Origin of the sequence: Actinotalea soli (assembly GCF_017565425.1) — a bacterium.
Lineage (GTDB): Bacteria > Actinomycetota > Actinomycetes > Actinomycetales > Cellulomonadaceae > Actinotalea > Actinotalea soli.
Genome location: NZ_JAGEMK010000001.1, coordinates 655216 through 671986 on the forward strand (window position 1 = coordinate 655216; position 16771 = coordinate 671986).

Below are 16771 nucleotides of genomic sequence, written 5' to 3' on the forward strand. Positions count from 1 at the left end.
CTGCCGTCGTCGTCGTTCCTGTCGCGCCATCCTGCACCCCCGCCTAGCGTGCCCGCACACGACCCACTAGTGTTAGTTGAAGTTTGTATCACTCAGGTGACGGGAGCACCACCACCTCGTCACCCCGCCGCACCATCCGCACCACCGAGAGGACCGTCGTGGCACCCGAGGAGAAGTCCGAGAACTCCGAGCACGCCGAGCACCCAGAGCACTCCGAGGGCGGCCGCTACACGGCCAAGGGCAAGGAGTTCACCCGGGACACCCGGTACATCCAGACCCGCATCACCACCGACGGGCGCGACGGCTTCCCGGTCGAGGCTGGTCGCTACCGCCTCGTCGCGGCGCGGGCCTGCCCGTGGGCCAACCGGGCGATCATCGTGCGGCGGCTGCTGGGCCTCGAGGACGCGATCTCGCTCGGCACCCCCGGACCGACCCATGACGCACGGTCGTGGACCTTCGACCTCGACCCGGGCGGCAAGGACCCGGTGCTCGGCATCGAGCGTCTGCAGGAGGCGTACTTCGCCCGCGACCCCGAGTACCCGCGCGGTATCACGGTGCCGGCGATCGTCGACACGACCACCGGAGCAGTCGTGACGAACGACTTCGCCCAGATGACCCTCGACCTCTCGAGCGAGTGGGTCGACCACCACCGCGACGGCGCCCCCGACCTGTACCCCGAAGGGCTGCGCGAGGAGATCGACGCGGTCAACGACCGCGTGTTCCGCGAGGTCAACAACGGGGTGTACCGCTGCGGGTTCGCCGGGTCCCAGGAGGCCTACGACACGGCTTACGCGCGGCTGTGGGAGTCCCTGGACTGGCTCGAGGACCGGCTCGCGGGGCAGCGCTACCTGGTGGGCGACACGATCACCGAGGCCGACGTGAGGCTCTTCACCACGTTGGTGCGCTTCGACGCCGTCTACCACGGGCACTTCAAGTGCAACCGGAACAAGCTCAGCGAGATGCCCGCCCTGTGGGGCTACGCCCGCGACCTGTTCCAGACCCCCGGGTTCGGCGACACGATCGACTTCGCCCAGATCAAGGAGCACTACTACGTGGTGCACACCGACATCAACCCGACGCAGATCGTCCCCCAGGGTCCGGACCTGTCCGGGTGGCTGACCGCCCACGGGCGCGACCAGCTCGGCGGTCGGCCCTTCGGCGGCGGAAGTGCCCCCGGGCCGGTCCGTGAGGGCGAGCGCGTCGAGGCAGGGCACTCCCCGCTGGCCTGAGCGCGGCGGGCCACCGGGGCTGAGCCGATGCGGTCGGCTCAGCCCCGGTGCTCGACGCCGGCGTGCAGCAGGCCGTAGACGATCGAGTCGACCAGAGCCTCCCAGGAGGCCTCGACGAGGTTGGGGCCCACGCCCACCGTGCTCCACGTCGTCTCGGCCCCGGTGTCCATGGTCTCCACCAGCACCCGGGTCACGGCGTCCGTGCCGTGCTGGGTGTCCATGATCCGCACCTTGAAGTCGATCAGCTCGAAGCGCTCGACCTCGGGGTACGTGGGCAGCAGGGCCTTGCGCAGGGCATGGTCCAGGGCGTTGACCGGACCGTTCCCCTCCCCTGTCGCGAGCACCCGGTCTCCCCCCACGTGCATCTTCACCGTCGCCTCGGCGTTGGCATCCGTAGGATCCCCGGGGACGGTCTCGACGATCACGCGCCAGCTCTCGGTCGTGAAGTACGCCAGCCGCGCGCCGTCGAGCTCCTCACGCAGCAGCAGCTCGAAGGAGGCGTCGGCGGCGTCGTAGGTGTAGCCCTGGGCCTCGGCGTCCTTGACGCGGTGCGTGACGCGGGAGAGCACCTCGCCCTGCCCCGCCAGGTCGAAGCCCAGCTCGCGGCCCTTGAGCTCGATCGAGGCGCGACCGGCCATGTCCGAGATGAGCATGCGCATGTCGTTGCCCACCGCGAGAGGGTCGGTGTGCTGGTAGAGGTCGGGATCCACCTTGATCGCACTCGCGTGCAGCCCGGCCTTGTGCGCGAAGGCGCTCGACCCGACGTAGGGCTGGCGGGCGAAGGGCGCGATGTTCGTGATCTCGCTGATCGCGTGGGCGATCCGGGTCATGTCCCGCAGGCCCGTGCCGGCGAGCAGCTCGCGCCCCTCCTTGAGCTCGAGGTTCGCGACGACCGTGAGCAGGTCGGCGTTCCCGGTGCGCTCGCCGTAGCCGTTGATGGTCCCCTGCACGTGCACCGCCCCTGCGCTCACCGCGGCGAGGGTGTTGGCGACCGCGCAGCCCGAGTCGTTGTGCGCGTGCATGCCCAGACGGCCGCCGGTGGCCTCCCCGACGGCCGTGACGACCTGGTGGACCCAGTCGGGCAGCATGCCGCCGTTGGTGTCGCACAGCGTCACGACCTCGGCCCCGGCCGTGAACGCGGCCTCGGCAGCGCGCAGGGCGTAGTCGCGGTCGTACCGGTAGCCGTCGAAGAAGTGCTCGGCGTCGAGCACCACGCGGCGCCCCTCCTGCACCAGGAACGCGACGGTGTCGGTGATCATCGCGAGGTTCTCCTCGCCCGTGGTGCGCAGCGCCCGCTCGACGTGCCGGATGTCGCTCTTGGCCACGAGGGTCACCACGGGGGCCTCGGAGTCCAGCAGGGCGCGGACCTGCACGTCCTCGGACGCCTTGACCCCGGGCTTGCGGGTCGCCCCGAAGGCAGCGAGCACCGCGGTGCGCAGGTCGAGCTCCTTGTCCGCACGCTTGAAGAACTCGGTGTCCTTCGGGATGGCCCCCGGCCACCCACCCTCGATGTAGCCCACGCCGAGCTCGTCGAGCAGGGGGGCGATGGCGAGCTTGTCCGCGACGGACAGGTTCATGCCCTCCTGCTGCGCGCCGTCGCGCAGGGTGGTGTCGTAGACGTCGAAGGTCGTGCTGGCCACGGGAGCTCTCTTCGGTCGATCCGTCGGCGGGCCGACGGCGGTGCGCGGGCTGTGCGGTCGTGCTGTCCTGCAGACCCAGTCTCCCCGACCCGGTGCGAGCGGCGGGGGTGGTGCCGATCGGTGGGACGGTGCCCGGGCGGGGGTGGTGCCCAGACCAACAAAAAGACCCCCCGGGGTGCGGGAGGTCTGCGCGTCAGGCGGGTGGGCCGGACGCGCTACACGATGATGAGAGTGATCTGGGTCACCCGTGCATGATGCCACAGGGTCGGGCTGAGGTGAAGCGCTCCCCACGACCACGACCGAGGCCAGGGCTGTGGCCCGCCCGAGGTCGGGCGGGCCACGGCCCCGCAGTGCTGCTGGGCCCTCGGGCTGCGCCTGCCCTCAGGCCAGGCGGTGCAGCCAGCCGTGCGTGTCGGCCGCCCGGCCGTACTGGATGTCGGTGAGCTGCTGCCGGACGGCGGCGGTCACCGGTCCCGTGGCCCCTGCGCCGACGGTGAGGTCGAAGTCCTCGCTGGCCAGACGCCCGATCGGGGTCACCACCGCAGCCGTGCCGCAGGCGAAGACCTCGGTGACCGAGCCGTCCTCGAGGCCGCGGCGGAGGTCGGCCAGCGCCACGCGCTCCTCGCGGACCTCGTGCCCGGCCTCGGTCAGGAGCGTCAGGATCGAGGACCGCGTGACCCCCTCGAGGATCGAGCCGGTGAGCTCGGGGGTCGAGACGCTGCCGTCGGCGCGGACCACGAACACGTTCATCCCACCGAGCTCCTCGAGCTCGGTGTTGGTCGCGGCGTCCAGGAAGCAGACCTGCTCGCAGCCGCGGGCGAGCGCCTCCTGCTGCGGCAGCAGGCTGGCAGCGTAGTTCCCGCCGCACTTGGCCGCCCCCGTCCCTCCGGGCCCCGCGCGGTGGTAGTCGCGGACCACCCAGATCGACACGGGCTTGACCCCGCCGGAGAAGTACGGGCCCACGGGTGAGGCGATCACCGCGTACTCGGCCTGACGCGAGGGGCGCACCCCGAGGAAGGTCTCGGAGGCGTACATGAAGGGCCGCAGGTAGAGCGAGGTCTCCTCGCCCGAGGGCACCCAGGCGAGGTCGGCGTGGACGAGGGCCTCGATCGAGCCCAGGAAGTCCTCGACGGCGAGCTCGGGGAGGGCGAGCCGGCGGGCCGAGGCCGCGAACCTGCGGGCGTTGGCCTCGGGTCGGAAGGTCCAGACGGAGCCGTCGGCGTGGCGATAGGCCTTGAGCCCCTCGAAGACCTCCTGGCCGTAGTGCAGCACGGCCGCGGCAGGGTCGAGCAGGAGCGGGCCGTAGGGCTCGACCCGTCGGTCGGTCCAGCCCGTGTCGGCGCTCCAGGTGACCTTCGCCATGTGGTCGCTGAAGACGGTGCCGAAGGTGGGGGCGCCCAGCAGCTCGGCCCGCTCGGCCTCAGGTCGAGGAGCAGGGTTCGCGTGCAGGGCGAAGTCTGATGCTGTCGTGGTCGTGGTGGTGCTCATGATCCGGGTGGTCCTTTCACCAGGCGGCGACCTGAGGTCGTCTGACGGTACCGGTGGTGACGGCCGACGCGGAACGGGTGGGCTCAGCCGGCGACGCGCGCGGCGAGCTCGGTCCCGACCTCGGCCGTCGACCGTACTCGGTCGCCGCGCTCGGCGAGGTCGGCCGCGACGGCGGTCTCGACCCGCGTGGCGGCCTCGGCCAGGCCCAGGTGCTCGAGGAGCATCGAGACGCTCAGGACCGTCGCCGTGGGGTCGGCCTTGCCCTGGCCCGCGATGTCCGGGGCCGAACCGTGGACGGGCTCGAACATCGACGGGGCGGTGCGGTCGGGGTTGATGTTGCCCGAGGCCGCGAGACCGATGCCACCGGTGATGGCCGCGGCCTGGTCGGTGAGGATGTCCCCGAAGAGGTTGTCGGTGACGATCACGTCGAACCGGGAGGGCTTGGTCGTCATGAAGATGGTCGCCGCGTCGACGTGCAGGTAGTCCGTGGTGACCTCGGGGAACTCGGCGTTGACGGCCTCGACCGTGCGGCGCCACAGGTGCCCGGCGTGGACCAGGACGTTGTGCTTGTGCACCAGGGTCAGGTGCTTGCGCGGTCGGGCTGCGGCCCGCGCGAAGGCGTCCCGGACCACACGCTCGACGCCGAAGGCGGTGTTGACGGAGACCTCGTTGGCCACCTCGTGCGGGGTCCCCACGCGGATCGCACCGCCGTTGCCGACGTACGGACCCTCGGTGCCCTCCCGGACGACGACGAAGTCCACCTCGCCGGGCTCGGCCAGCGGGGACCGGACGCCCGGGAAGAGCTTGGCCGGCCGGAGGTTGACGTAGTGGTCGAGCTCGAAGCGCAGGCGCAGCAGCAGGCCACGCTCCAGGACGCCCGAGGGCACCCCCGGGTCGCCGATCGCGCCGAGCAGGATCGCGTCGTGCTCGCGGACCGTGGCGAGGTCGGCGTCGGTCAGGGTCTCCCCCGTCGCGTGCCAGCGCCGGGCACCGAGGTCGAGCTCGGTGGTGGCGACCGTGACGTCCGTCCCGGCGAGGGCGACGTCGAGGACCTTGAGGCCCTGCTCGACGACCTCCGTCCCGATCCCGTCCCCGGCGACGACAGCAAGCTTCACGGTGCGCGACATGGCTGAGATCCTAGCGCTCGTCCCACGGTTCGGGACGTCGATCTCGCATGTCGAATGGCACGCTCCGCCGTGCCCACCGCCTGCGACGAGCCGTCGCCGCCCTCCCGGCCAGGCACCAGGTGCCGGGGGCAGGCAGGCGTGATCTGCTGTGCGAACCCTGCTCCCGCGTCGTCCAGGAGGTCGCATGCCCCCCACGGCCGAGGAGGCGCGCCACCCCGGGGCCCATGCCGCCTCCCCGTGGGCCATCCCACCCCGAGGGTGGTGGCAGATCGCGGTCCGGGCCGGCCGGCGCTCCGCGACCGACCGCGTCCCGCTCATGGCCGCCGGCGTGGCCTTCTTCAGCTTCCTCGCACTCTTCCCCTCCCTCATCGCGACCATCCTGGTGTACGGCCTGGTGAGCGACCCGGAGGACATCACCGGCCACCTGGAGACCCTCGCGGGGGTGCTCCCCCAGGTCGGTGTCGATCTCGTCGAGGACCAGATGGACACCCTCGTCGCCGCCGACCGGCAGGGCCTGGGGCTCGGTCTGGCGGTCTCGGTCCTCGTCGCCCTGTGGTCGGCCTCCCTCGGCATCGCGCACCTCATCTCGGCCGTCAACGCCGCGTACGAGCAGGGTGAGCGCGTCGGGTTCGTCAAGCGCCGCGCGATGGCCCTGGTCTTCACCGGCGGCGCGATGGTGCTCTTCGTCGTGGTGATGACCCTCGTCGCCGTCTTCCCGGCCGTCGTCGCCCTGGGCGGCGTGCCTCGGCCGCTGCTCAACGTCGGGCGGTGGCTCGTCCTGCTCGCGGTGCTGGCGGTCAGCCTCGGGGCGGTGTACCGCTTCGCTCCTGAGCGCCGGTCTGCCCGCGTGCCGTGGGTGAGCGTCGGGGCGCTGGTCGCGACCGCGATCTGGCTCGCCGCCTCGGCGGGGTTCTCGCTCTACATCACCTACCTCGGCAGCTATGCCGAGACCTACGGGGCCCTCGCCGGAGTCGTGGTGATCCTGCTGTGGATGTGGCTGTCGGCCATGGCGGTGCTCTTCGGCGCCGAGGTCAACGCCGAGGCCGAGCACCAGACCGACGTCGACTCGACGGTGGGCGAGCCACGACCGCGGGGCGAGCGCGGAGCGGTCAAGGCCGACGCAGCCGTGGGCCGCCCACCCGAGTCCGAGGACTGAGGTGGACGGCCCACGGCCGGTCCGCAGCGTGGGAGGGACGCCCGCCCCCGCTGCGACGAGGGTCAGCGCGCGGCCGAGCCCTCCTGGTAGTCCGAGTCGGACTCCTTCATCCACGAGAACATCTTGCGGAGCTCGCGGCCCGTGGTCTCGATCGGGTGGGCCTCACCCTTCGCGCGGAGCTCGGCGAACTCGGGACCGCCCGCGTCCTGGTCACCGATGAAGCGCTCGGCGAAGGCACCGGACTGGATGTCGCCCAGCACGGCCTTCATGTTCTCCTTCACCTCGGGCGAGATGACGCGCGGGCCCGAGACGTAGTCGCCGTACTCGGCCGTGTCCGAGACGCTCCAGCGCTGCTTGGCGATGCCACCCTCGACCATGAGGTCGACGATCAGCTTGAGCTCGTGCAGCACCTCGAAGTACGCGACCTCGGGCTGGTAGCCGGCCTCGGTCAGGGTCTCGAAGCCGTACTGGACCAGCTGCGAGGCACCGCCGCACAGCACGGCCTGCTCGCCGAACAGGTCGGTCTCGGTCTCCTCGGTGAAGGTGGTCTTGATGCCACCGGCCCGCAGGCCACCGATCGCCTTGGCGTAGGACAGCGCCAGGCCCCAGGCCTCGCCGCTCGCGTCCTGCTCGACGGCGACGATGACGGGCACCCCGCGGCCGGCCTCGTACTCCCGGCGCACCAGGTGGCCCGGTCCCTTGGGGGCGACCATGAGCACGTCGTGGGCCGGGGAGGGCTTGATGTAGCCGAAACGGATGTTGAAGCCGTGGCCGAAGACGAGGGCGGCGCCGTCCTTGAGGTTGGGCTCGATCTCGTCGCGGTAGATGTGCCGCTGGAACTGGTCGGGGGCCAGGATGACGACGACGTCGGCCTCCTTGACGGCCTCGGCGACGGTCAGGACCGGCAGGCCCTGGTCCTCGGCCTTGGCCCGCGAGGCCGAGCCCTCGCGCAGGCCGACGCGCACGTCGACCCCCGAGTCACGCAGGTTGAGCGCGTGCGCGTGGCCCTGGCTGCCGTAGCCGATGACGGCGACCTTGCGGCCGGCGATGATGGACAGGTCGGCGTCGTCGTCGTAGAACAGCTCAGCCACTGGGGTGTCTCCTTGGGTTGATCGGGGTCGGTACGAGGTCTGGGGGTCAGGCGGAACGGCTGACGCGCTCGAGGGCGCGGTCGGTGATCGACCGTGCACCGCGCCCGATGGCCACGGTGCCGGACTGGACGATCTCACGGATCCCGAAGGGTTCGAGGGCCGTGAGCAGGGCGTCGAGCTTGCCCGGACCTCCGGTCGCCTCGATGGTCACGGCGTCGGGCACGACGTCGACCACCCGCGCCCGGAACAGCTCGACGACCTCGAGCACGTGGGACCGGATCGCGAGGTCGGCACGCACCTTGACCAGCAGGAGCTCGCGCTGCACGGCGGCGTCCTGCTCGAGCTCGACGATCTTGAGCACGTTGATCAGCTTGTTGAGCTGCTTGGTGACCTGCTCGAGCGGCAGCTCGTCGACGTCGACCACGACGGTGATGCGCGAGATCTCGGGGTGCTCGGTCGGCCCCACCGCGAGGGAGTGGATGTTGAACGAGCGACGGGCGAAGAGCCCTGCGACCCGGGTCAGGACGCCGGGCTTGTTCTCGACGAGGACCGACAGCGTGTGCCTGCTCATGCTGCACCTTCTTCCGGGGAGGTGGCCTGCGGCACAGCAGCCGCGTCAGGGACCGACAGGAGGGGACGGGAGAGCTCGCGCATCACTCCTCCCGGTCCCAGGAGGGGCTGATGCCACGGGCGTACTGGATCTCGTCGTTGCTCACGCCGGCCGCGACCATCGGCCACACCATCGCGTCGCGCGAGACCGTGAAGTCGACCACCACGGGCTGGTCGTCGATCTCCAGGGCCCGCTTGATGGTGGCGTCGACGTCGGCCTTGGTCTCGCAACGCAGGCCCACGCAGCCGTAGGCGTCGGCGAGCTTGACGAAGTCCGGGATGCGACGGGTGCCGTGTCCGGTGTGCAGGTCGGTGTTGGAGTAGCGCGACTCGTAGAAGAGGGTCTGCCACTGCCGCACCATGCCGAGCGAGGAGTTGTTGACCACGGCGACCTTGATCGGGATCTCGTTGATCGCGCAGGTCGCGAGCTCCTGGTTGGTCATCTGGAAGCAGCCGTCGCCGTCGATGGACCACACCGTCCGGCTCGGGTCCCCGACCTTGGCCCCCATCGCGGCAGGCACCGAGTAGCCCATGGTGCCCAGCCCGCCCGAGTTCAGCCAGGCGTTGGGTCGCTCGTAGCGGATGAACTGCGCGGCCCACATCTGGTGCTGGCCGACCCCCGCCGCGTACACCGCCTCGGGACCGGACATCTCACCGATGCGCTGGATGACGTGCTGCGGGGCGAGGTGGCCGTCCTCGGGCTCGGTGTAGCCCAGGGGGAAGGTCTCGCGCCAGTCGTCGATCTGACGCCACCAGCCCTCGAGGTCCGGCTGGCCGTGCTGGGCGTGCTCGCGGGCCAGCTCGGGCAGCAGGTCGGAGATGACCTCCTTGAGGTCCCCCACGATCGGCACGTCCACCCGGCGGTTCTTGCCGATCTCGGCCGGGTCGATGTCGGCGTGCACGATCGTCGCGTTCGGGGCGAAGGAGGACAGCTTGCCGGTCACGCGGTCGTCGAAGCGGGTGCCCAGCGCCACGATGAGGTCGGCCTTCTGCAGGGCCGCGACCGCCGGGACGGTGCCGTGCATCCCCGGCATGCCGAGGTTCTGCGGGTGGGAGTCCGGCAGGGCGCCACGGGCCATCAGGGTGGTCACGGCGGGGGCACCCGAGGCGTCCACGAGCCGCCGCAGCTCGGCGCTCGCGCCGGACCGGATCGCCCCGCCGCCGACGTAGAGCACCGGACGCCGTGCCGTGGCGAGGAGCCGGGCGGCCTCGCGGATCTGCTTGGCGTGCGGCTTGGTGACCGGGTGGTAGCCGGGCAGGTCGATCTCGGTGGGCCACGCGAAGGAGGTCATGGCCTGCATGGCCGACTTCGCGATGTCGACCAGCACGGGACCGGGACGCCCGGTCCGCGCGATGTGGAAGGCCTGGGCGATGGTCTTGGGGATGTCAGCCGGGTCGGTGACCAGGAAGTTGTGCTTGGTGATCGGCAGCGTGATGCCGACGATGTCCGCCTCCTGGAAGGCGTCGGTGCCGATCATGGGGGCCGCGACCTGGCCCGTGATGGCCACCATGGGCACCGAGTCCATGTTCGCGTCGGCGATCGGGGTCACCAGGTTGGTCGCCCCCGGGCCCGAGGTCGCCATGCAGACCCCGACCTCACCGCTGGTGTAGGCGTAGCCCGAGGCCGCGTGCCCCGCCCCCTGCTCGTGGCGCACCAGGATGTGGCGCAGCTTCGTCGAGTCCATGAGCGGGTCGTACGTGGGCAGGATCGCGCCGCCGGGGATGCCGAAGACGTTGCGGGCCCCGGCCTCCTCGAGGGATCGCACGATCGACTGCGCGCCGGTCATCGGCTCGCCCTGGCCCGAGCCGACGACCGTCGGACGGACGACGTCGGCCGGGGTGACCGCGGGGGCGGTCTGCGGGCGGGGTGTCGGCCGGTCGGCCGGCGGACGGCTGGCCCCGGCTGGCGGTGCCGGGTGGGGGCCCTGGACCATCGTTGCTCTCCCTGGACGTCGGACGTGCGGTGCGGTGCTCGGATCGGGCGCCTGGCCTCACGAGGCCTGGCATGAAAAAACCCCTCGCCCCGTCAAGCGGGGATGGCGAGGGGTGGGCGCGGACGAGACCTGGCGGCGGTCTGGCTCGCGCCTAGGTAAGTACTACGACGATCGTCTGCACCTCGTGAACATTACGCCTCCGTCACGGTGTTGTCACGCAGCCCGCATGGCGTCTCGCATCATGGATTACGTGACTGTGATGTGAGACGACCAGAGCCTCTCGACGAACCGGAACCTTCCACCCCCGCGGCCCTCGACCCCGCGCGAGGGCCCGACCAGACTCGGCACACAGCATCCGGACGCAGGACCACCACGAGATCGAGGAGCACCGATGGCTGGGACCTTCCTGGGCGCCGACCCCGCGGCCCTGCGCACGCAGGCGCTCGCCCTGCACCGCGCCGGTGACGCACTCAGCTCGAGCGCGCACCACGTCAGCCAGGGGCTCGACTCCCTCGCCTGGCACGGGGCCGATGCGACGGCCGCCCGCGAGGCCTGGCGCTCGTGCTTCGCGCCGATCCTGCTGCGCTGCGCCGCTGCGCTGCAGGAGGGATGCATCCGCCTCCTCGACGAGGCGGACCACCAGGACGGGGCCAGCACCGGCACGGCGCCGGGGGGCATGACCTGGGACCAGGTCCGGGGCACGGCCGCGAGCGCCCATGAGGTGGTCAACGCGGCCCTCGGACGGCTCGGCGACGTCGGAACCGTCGCGGACCTCGTCGCGCTGCACGCCGCGACCTCACGCTGGTCCAACGTCACCCTCGGCGCACCGGCCGCGGTGCTGAACCAAGGGCTGGAGATCATGCAGCAGGCCCAGGTCGGCCCCGCGCTGCGCCACGGGCTCACCGGGGTGGCGGTGCTGGGCGTCGGCTCCGACGCCCTCATGGCCCACCGTCGCCACAGCGAGGGCGACCTCACCGGGATGGTCGACCACGGTGCCTCGGCGATCCTCGGCACCGTCGGGCTGGCTCCCGCCTACTCCGCGCACGGCCTGCTGCTGGGGGCCTCGTGGCAGGTCGGATGGACCGTCGGCAGCCACGCCTCGGAGGCCATGGACGGAACCAGCTTCGGCGACCGCTTCACCGAACGCATGGAGCCCGCGTTCCAGATGGGCGGCGCCTGGGGGATGCTCAACACACCGGGTGCCCTGATGGTCACCGGGGCCGAGGAGGTCGGCCTGCGGGCCCGCGACACGTGGCGGTGGGTCACCGGCTCAGGCACGGGGACCCTGGACGACGGCCGCTAGTCTCAGGCTGGGCACAGGCCCACCCTGCTGAGCCACGAGGAGAGCATGGCCGAGGACGAGCTGTGGGCGCCTGCGCCCTCGCGCCCCCCCACGACCACCGTCGACCTCGGCCTGCCGGGACTGACCCGGGTCCAGGAGATCGCGCGGGGCGGGGAGAGCGTCGTCTACCGGGCCTACCAGGCGGCGCTGGACCGCGACGTCGCGGTCAAGGTCCTCCTCGAGACCGACCCCGCCACCCTGGCCCGGTTCCGCCGCGAGCTCGAGATCACGGTCCGGCTCGGGCGGCAGCACCCCCACATCGTGACGGTGCTGGACACGTCGACCACCTTGCAGGGAAACCCGTGCCTGGTCATGGACTTCCACGACCTCGGTTCCCTGCACGACCGCCTGCGCAGCCACGGGCCGCTCCCGGTCGCCGAGGTCGTCGCGGCCGGGACCGCGGTCGCCGACGCACTTGCCTTCGCCCACAGCCACGGGGTGCTGCACCGGGACGTCAAGCCCCAGAACGTGCTGCTGCTGCCGACCTCCTACGTGCTGACCGACTTCGGGATCGCCCGGATGGCAGGGGCCGACCACACCGCCTCGCTCGAGCGGTTCAGCTACCGCCACGCCTCGCCCCAGGTGCTCGACGGCCTGGAGCCCACCGTCGCCGACGACGTGTGGTCGCTCGGGTCGACGTTGTTCACCCTGCTCGACGGCCGCGCGCCCTTCTCGGCGGCTGATCCTGGTGACGACACGGCCCTGGGCTACCTGCGCCGGGTGCGCACCGGTGCGCGACGCCCCCTCGGCGGTCAGGAGCTCCCTCCCGGGCTGCGCGAGATCGTGGACCGGTGCCTGGCATCCGAGCGCGAGGACAGGTACGGAGCCGCCGCCGAGATCTACGAGGCGCTCCGTCGGCTGCCCACCGAGACCCGCACCTGGGCTCCCAGCCCAGCCGCGACGACCTCGGGTGCCGCAGCGGCGCCGGTGCCCGCCCCGGACCCGGCCCCGAGCCGGCCGGGGGACGGCAGCACGCCGCCCAGCACGTCCGGCGAGGACGCACCTGCTGCGGGACTCGCCGGCCTCGCCCTCCCACCGGTCGAGCCCCGCTCACCGGGCCCCCTGGCGCCCTCCGCCCTCGGGCTGCTCGACCTCGGCGCCGCCCCGGGCGGCCCCGGCGCCCTCGACGACGAGGCGACCGGTCTGCACCGCACCGCCGCCTCGGCACCCGAGCCGCGACCGGCTGTGCCCGACGGGCCCGACGGGTCCGAGGAGTCGGGACCTCGAGGTCGCCGACGATCGCGAGCCACGGTCGCGGCCTTCGTGGGCGGCGCCGTGCTGCTCGGCAGCGCCGTCGGCGTGGCGGTCCCGTTGTGGACGGGGGCACGGGTCGACCGCCAGGACGCGCTCGAGCCCTCGGTCCCCGCCCCCACCGCCGGGGAGGTCCCGGTCGAGGGCGATCCCCTGCCGGTCCCCGAGGGGCCCGTCCAGGCGTTGATCTCCGACCCCGAGCTCGAGCCGAGGGACGTGGTCGCGATCGACCGGGGCACCAGCGTCGAGCTGTCGTGGACGGACCCCACCGGAGGGCAGGTGCTCTCGGTGGTCGTCGACCCCGACTCGGACGAGGACCGACCCCTCGCGCTCAAGGCTGCCGAGCTCGGCGTCACCGAGGTGACCATCGAGGGCATCGACCCCGAGGCGCCTCAGGTGTGTCTCCAGGTGGTCGCGGTCGACGTCGCGGACTCCGAGCGTGTGGGCGTCTCCGAACCGGCCTGCGTCAGGCGCTGACAGCAGACGCTCAGCGGCGCCGCAGGGGCCGCGGGTCGATCCACCACCCCAGTCGGCGTCCGCGAGGGGCGCCCCGCCGCAGCCCCCGCTCCACCCGCCGGGCGGCGTCCCAGGTCCCGTCGCTCGTCGCCACCTCGACAGGAGGCCCGAAGGCCTCGGCCTCCGCCGCGAGGGCGAGCCCCGCAGCCTCGTGGTCGACTCCCCGCGCGGTCCCTCGATCGCTTGCCCGCACGAGGTCGGCGACCTCGTGCGCCTCGGCGTGCACGGTCGCCGCAGGCGCCGGTCGTCCGCGACGCAGCACGAGCGAGTCCGCGACGAGCTGCCACGCCCCGACGGCCCCGGCGGCACGCAGCCGCCGGCGCCTCAGCCCTCGAGCTGCCACCAGCCCCACGAGGACCACCCCCGCCGCTCCGGCCAGCGCGAGCAGGACCGCGACGACCACACCCCCCCGGTCGACGCCGTCGGGCACCGCGTCGCTGGCGACCGGGTCGTCGTCAGCGCCGGGCGGTGGCGCCTCCGGGAGCCCTTCGGGCTCAGGCTCTGCGTCGGAGACGTCCTGCTCCTCAGGTTCGTCACGCAGGCCCGAGGCCGTCGCGGCGTCGGGTGCCGGATCGAACCGGACCCAGCCCGTGCCCGCGAGGTAGACCTCGGCCCAGACACGCGCGTCCTGGCCCCGGACCGTGACCGGCGATCCGGTGCCCGGCTCGTCGAGGGCGAAACCCACCACGAGCCGGGACGGCAGGCCCACCGCCCTGGCGAGCACCGCGAAGGAGGCGGCGAACTGCTCGCTGGTGCCCACCTGGCCACCCTCGCCGCGGTCCGCGAACAGGAACTCGCGCAGCCGCACGTAGGAAGACCCACCGATCGCGTCCGTCGCGAGCTCTCGCTCGCCGCGCACCTCCTGCGCGATGAGGGTCGCCTGGTCGACCCGCGAGCTCGCGCCCTCGACGACCGCCTGGGCGTACTCGCGCATCTCGGCCGGGAACCGCGGCAGGGCGAGGTACCGGTCGACCTCGTCCCCGGCCGGCACACCGGCGCGCGCGGCTCGCACGGCGTCGGGCTGGTCGACCTCGCTGCGCACGCGATAGGTGAGCCCGTCAGGAAGCCGCCCGTCCTGCCCGACGGGCAGCATCAGCACCCCGGAGTCGGCGTCGACGAGGGCGCCCGTCAGATCGGTCTCGGTCACCTGTCCGGCCGAGGGCAGCCACGGGCCGGGGGGACTGGCGGACCCGGCGAGGCCCACCAGCTCGACCGTGACGTCCATCGCGCCACGGTCCCGTCCGGGAGCCAGGGCAGGCTCGACCACGGACCCGACGGGCCGCAGGTCCAGGCTCGCCCCCCACCCGGCTCCGTCGAAGTCCGGCAAGGTGACCCAGCTGAGGTAGCCGGGGTGCTCCCCCGCGACGGTCAGCAGCACGAGGTCAGGCTCAGCCTGCCAGCGCGCGAGCTCGGCCATCGGGTTCGCCAGGTCGGCGGGGACCTGGGGCGGTGCGACGAGCTCGCGCGGCTCGAAGGGCCTGCCGTCGACGGCCGAGGCCACCACCACGGCGCCCGCACCGACCACCAAGACGCTCACCAGACCCGCGAGTCCTCGCACCGTCCACGCCACGCGGGCTCGCCGGGGGGCCTCCCCGAGCCGCACGGCCGTGCTGCTGCGGCCCACGGCGCCGCCGTCCAGGACGACCCACCCGGCAGCGGCGACGACGACGCAGGCCGTCGCGACGACGCCACCGTCGGCGGCCCCCGCCGAGAGCAGCTGCCCGGCGCCGTAGATGACCGCCGCACCGACGAGGGGGGCGAGCCGCGCCGCGGACCCGCGGGCCAGGGCCAGGGCGACACCCAGGCTGACGAGGGCGCACAGGAGCAGCACGGGCAGGGCGAGCTCGAGGGGAGCAGGCCGCGGGGCGGTGAGCAGGCGGGCCACGGCGTCGGCCAGCGGTGCGACCAGGGACCCGCCCGGGCCCGCACGCCAGGTCCCCTCCGACGCCGGCCCCGCGGGTGCGGGCTCGGCCCGCGCGAAGGCCAGGGCGACACCCAGGACCAGCGACAGGCCACCGCTCGCCACCCCCCACGGCGGCACCCGGAGCCAGCGGCCCAGGGCCACGATCCCGACGGGGGCGAGCAGGGCACCCAGGACGAGCGCGAGAACCACGGGAGTCGTGAACGACGCGGCGAGCGGTACCGCCGCGACCAGCAGCAGCGCGAGGGCCCAGCCCGTCGTCGCGGGCCCGGTGGGACGGGGGGTCATCGGGTGGCCACCAGGTCCCAGCCCCGCAGGAGGTCCTCGGCGCGGGGGCCACGGACCACCGTCGCGGGGCCGAGGGCGCCGAGCACCCGACCCGGCTGAGGGTCCACGACGAGCAGCACGACCGAGGCCGGGTGCATCTCGTTCACGAGGAGCTCGTCGACCGCGGCCCCAGGTCCGGTGATCACCGCGAGGACGTCCACCGCTCCCCCGGCCGGCAGCGCTGCGGGCGGTCCCGAGCGACCGTCCCCGGGCACCAGGACCGTGAGCCGGTCGCTGACCTCGTCGACCGCCCGCAGCGGCGCCGAGGTCCCCGGGGCCCCCGTCGGCACGGCCAGGTCGAGGTCGCTCGCGAGGGCGACGCACCGTGCCGGCACCCCGGCGACGGCACACACCCCGACCAGGGAGGCGGCGACGTCGACGGCCTCCTCGAAGGTGTCGTCGCGATGACTCGTCGCGCGGTCGTCGAGGAGCACGGTCAGGTGCGGCTGGGCCGGGTCGGCGTCCTCACGGACCATGAGGGTCCCGGTCCGTGCGCTGGTCGCCCAGTGCAGACGGCGCAGGTCGTCCCCGGCGACGTACTCCCGCAGGCCGACGAGGTCGGTCCCACCGCGCTCGACCCGCTCCTCGGCCCCCACGTGCCCGCGTCGCCTGCCGGTCGGAGGCTCGGCCGCGGCGAGGGCGCGCGGGGTCACGACCAGGGTCGACCTGCCGCCCAGGGCCTCACGGGCCCGGACCAGGTCCGCCAGACCGCGACGCTCGAGGGTGAAGGGGCCTACGTGGAGAAGCCCGCGCCGGTCGGTCGGGACGGGGACCTCGACCGACCGTCGCTCCCCCGGCAGCAGTCGCACCGGGGCGACCTCGAGCTCCTGGGCCCCCACCTGGTCGGTGCCTGCCACCACGACCGGGACCCACGAGGACCTGTTGTGCAGCTCGAGGCGGGCCGCTGCCCGCCCCAGACGTGGGGTCCGGGCGGGCTCGAGGTGGTGCTCGACAGCCAGCGGCGCCGGGAGGAGGACCGAGACCGTCGCCACGAGGACCAGTCCCACAGCCGCCGAACCGAGGGCCACGAGCCCTGGGTAGGCCGCCGCCGCGCCACCGGCGAGCGCGAGGAGCCCGAGGCCGAGGGTGCCGAGGCCCCGCGGCGTCGGCCGCACGCGACGCCGGATCAGACCAGCCACC

At 73.1% G+C, this 16771-nt stretch carries 12 protein-coding genes; 4 read left to right on the plus strand and 8 right to left on the minus strand.

What is annotated here, in order from left to right; all coding sequences use genetic code 11:
• The first annotated feature begins 158 nt into the window (after positions 1-158).
• The gene (locus tag J4G33_RS03070) at positions 159-1229 is read left to right on the plus strand and encodes a glutathione S-transferase family protein (protein ID WP_208054388.1); all 1071 of its coding nucleotides are present in this window, start codon (positions 159-161) and stop codon (positions 1227-1229) included.
• A gap of 38 nt (positions 1230-1267) precedes the next feature.
• Here the strand turns inward: J4G33_RS03070 and cimA are convergent, their stop codons facing one another.
• The 3 genes from cimA to J4G33_RS03085 form a co-directional block, all read right to left on the minus strand.
• Positions 1268-2869, minus strand: a complete 1602-nt coding sequence (cimA, locus tag J4G33_RS03075; RefSeq protein ID WP_208054389.1) for a citramalate synthase — start codon at positions 2867-2869, stop codon at positions 1268-1270.
• Between the two features lie 381 nt (positions 2870-3250).
• Positions 3251-4357, minus strand: coding sequence for a branched-chain amino acid aminotransferase (locus J4G33_RS03080; protein WP_208054390.1), 1107 nt, complete (start codon positions 4355-4357; stop codon positions 3251-3253).
• A gap of 83 nt (positions 4358-4440) precedes the next feature.
• Positions 4441-5484, minus strand: coding sequence for a 3-isopropylmalate dehydrogenase (locus tag J4G33_RS03085; protein WP_208054391.1), 1044 nt, complete (start codon positions 5482-5484; stop codon positions 4441-4443).
• A gap of 184 nt (positions 5485-5668) precedes the next feature.
• Between J4G33_RS03085 and J4G33_RS03090 the strand changes: the two genes are divergently transcribed.
• Positions 5669-6640, plus strand: coding sequence for a YihY/virulence factor BrkB family protein (locus tag J4G33_RS03090; RefSeq protein WP_208054392.1), 972 nt, complete (start codon positions 5669-5671; stop codon positions 6638-6640).
• 62 nt (positions 6641-6702) lie between these two features.
• Here J4G33_RS03090 and ilvC read toward each other — a convergent pair whose 3' ends face one another.
• The 3 genes from ilvC to J4G33_RS03105 all read right to left on the minus strand — a co-directional run bounded on the left by ilvC (position 6703) and on the right by J4G33_RS03105 (position 10274).
• Positions 6703-7731 (minus strand): ketol-acid reductoisomerase, encoded by a 1029-nt coding sequence (gene ilvC / locus J4G33_RS03095; protein WP_208054393.1) that lies wholly within the window; start codon positions 7729-7731, stop codon positions 6703-6705.
• Positions 7732-7777: 46 nt separating this feature from the next.
• The gene (gene ilvN, locus J4G33_RS03100; protein WP_208054394.1) at positions 7778-8302 is read right to left on the minus strand and encodes an acetolactate synthase small subunit; all 525 of its coding nucleotides are present in this window, start codon (positions 8300-8302) and stop codon (positions 7778-7780) included.
• 82 nt (positions 8303-8384) lie between these two features.
• Positions 8385-10274: an acetolactate synthase large subunit gene (locus J4G33_RS03105; RefSeq protein ID WP_208054395.1), complete on the minus strand. Its 1890-nt coding sequence runs from the start codon at positions 10272-10274 to the stop codon at positions 8385-8387.
• Between the two features lie 391 nt (positions 10275-10665).
• On the opposite strand from J4G33_RS03105, the gene J4G33_RS03110 reads away from it, so the two are divergent.
• Positions 10666-11577 carry a hypothetical protein gene (locus J4G33_RS03110; protein WP_208054396.1) on the plus strand — a complete coding sequence of 304 codons (912 nt, stop codon included), beginning with the start codon at positions 10666-10668 and terminating at the stop codon, positions 11575-11577.
• A 45-nt stretch (positions 11578-11622) separates the two neighbouring features.
• A complete protein-coding gene (locus tag J4G33_RS03115) occupies positions 11623-13344 on the plus strand; it encodes a serine/threonine-protein kinase (RefSeq protein WP_208054398.1) in 1722 nt (573 codons plus the stop codon).
• A gap of 10 nt (positions 13345-13354) precedes the next feature.
• On the opposite strand, the gene J4G33_RS03120 is transcribed toward J4G33_RS03115, so the two are convergent.
• Positions 13355-15592, minus strand: a complete 2238-nt coding sequence (locus tag J4G33_RS03120) for a transglutaminase-like domain-containing protein (protein WP_208054399.1) — start codon at positions 15590-15592, stop codon at positions 13355-13357.
• Complete coding sequence (locus tag J4G33_RS03125) at positions 15589-16770, minus strand: DUF58 domain-containing protein (protein WP_208054400.1); 1182 nt, start codon at positions 16768-16770, stop codon at positions 15589-15591. Before J4G33_RS03125 ends, J4G33_RS03120 begins: the two co-directional genes overlap by 4 nt.
• Position 16771 lies beyond the last annotated feature (1 nt).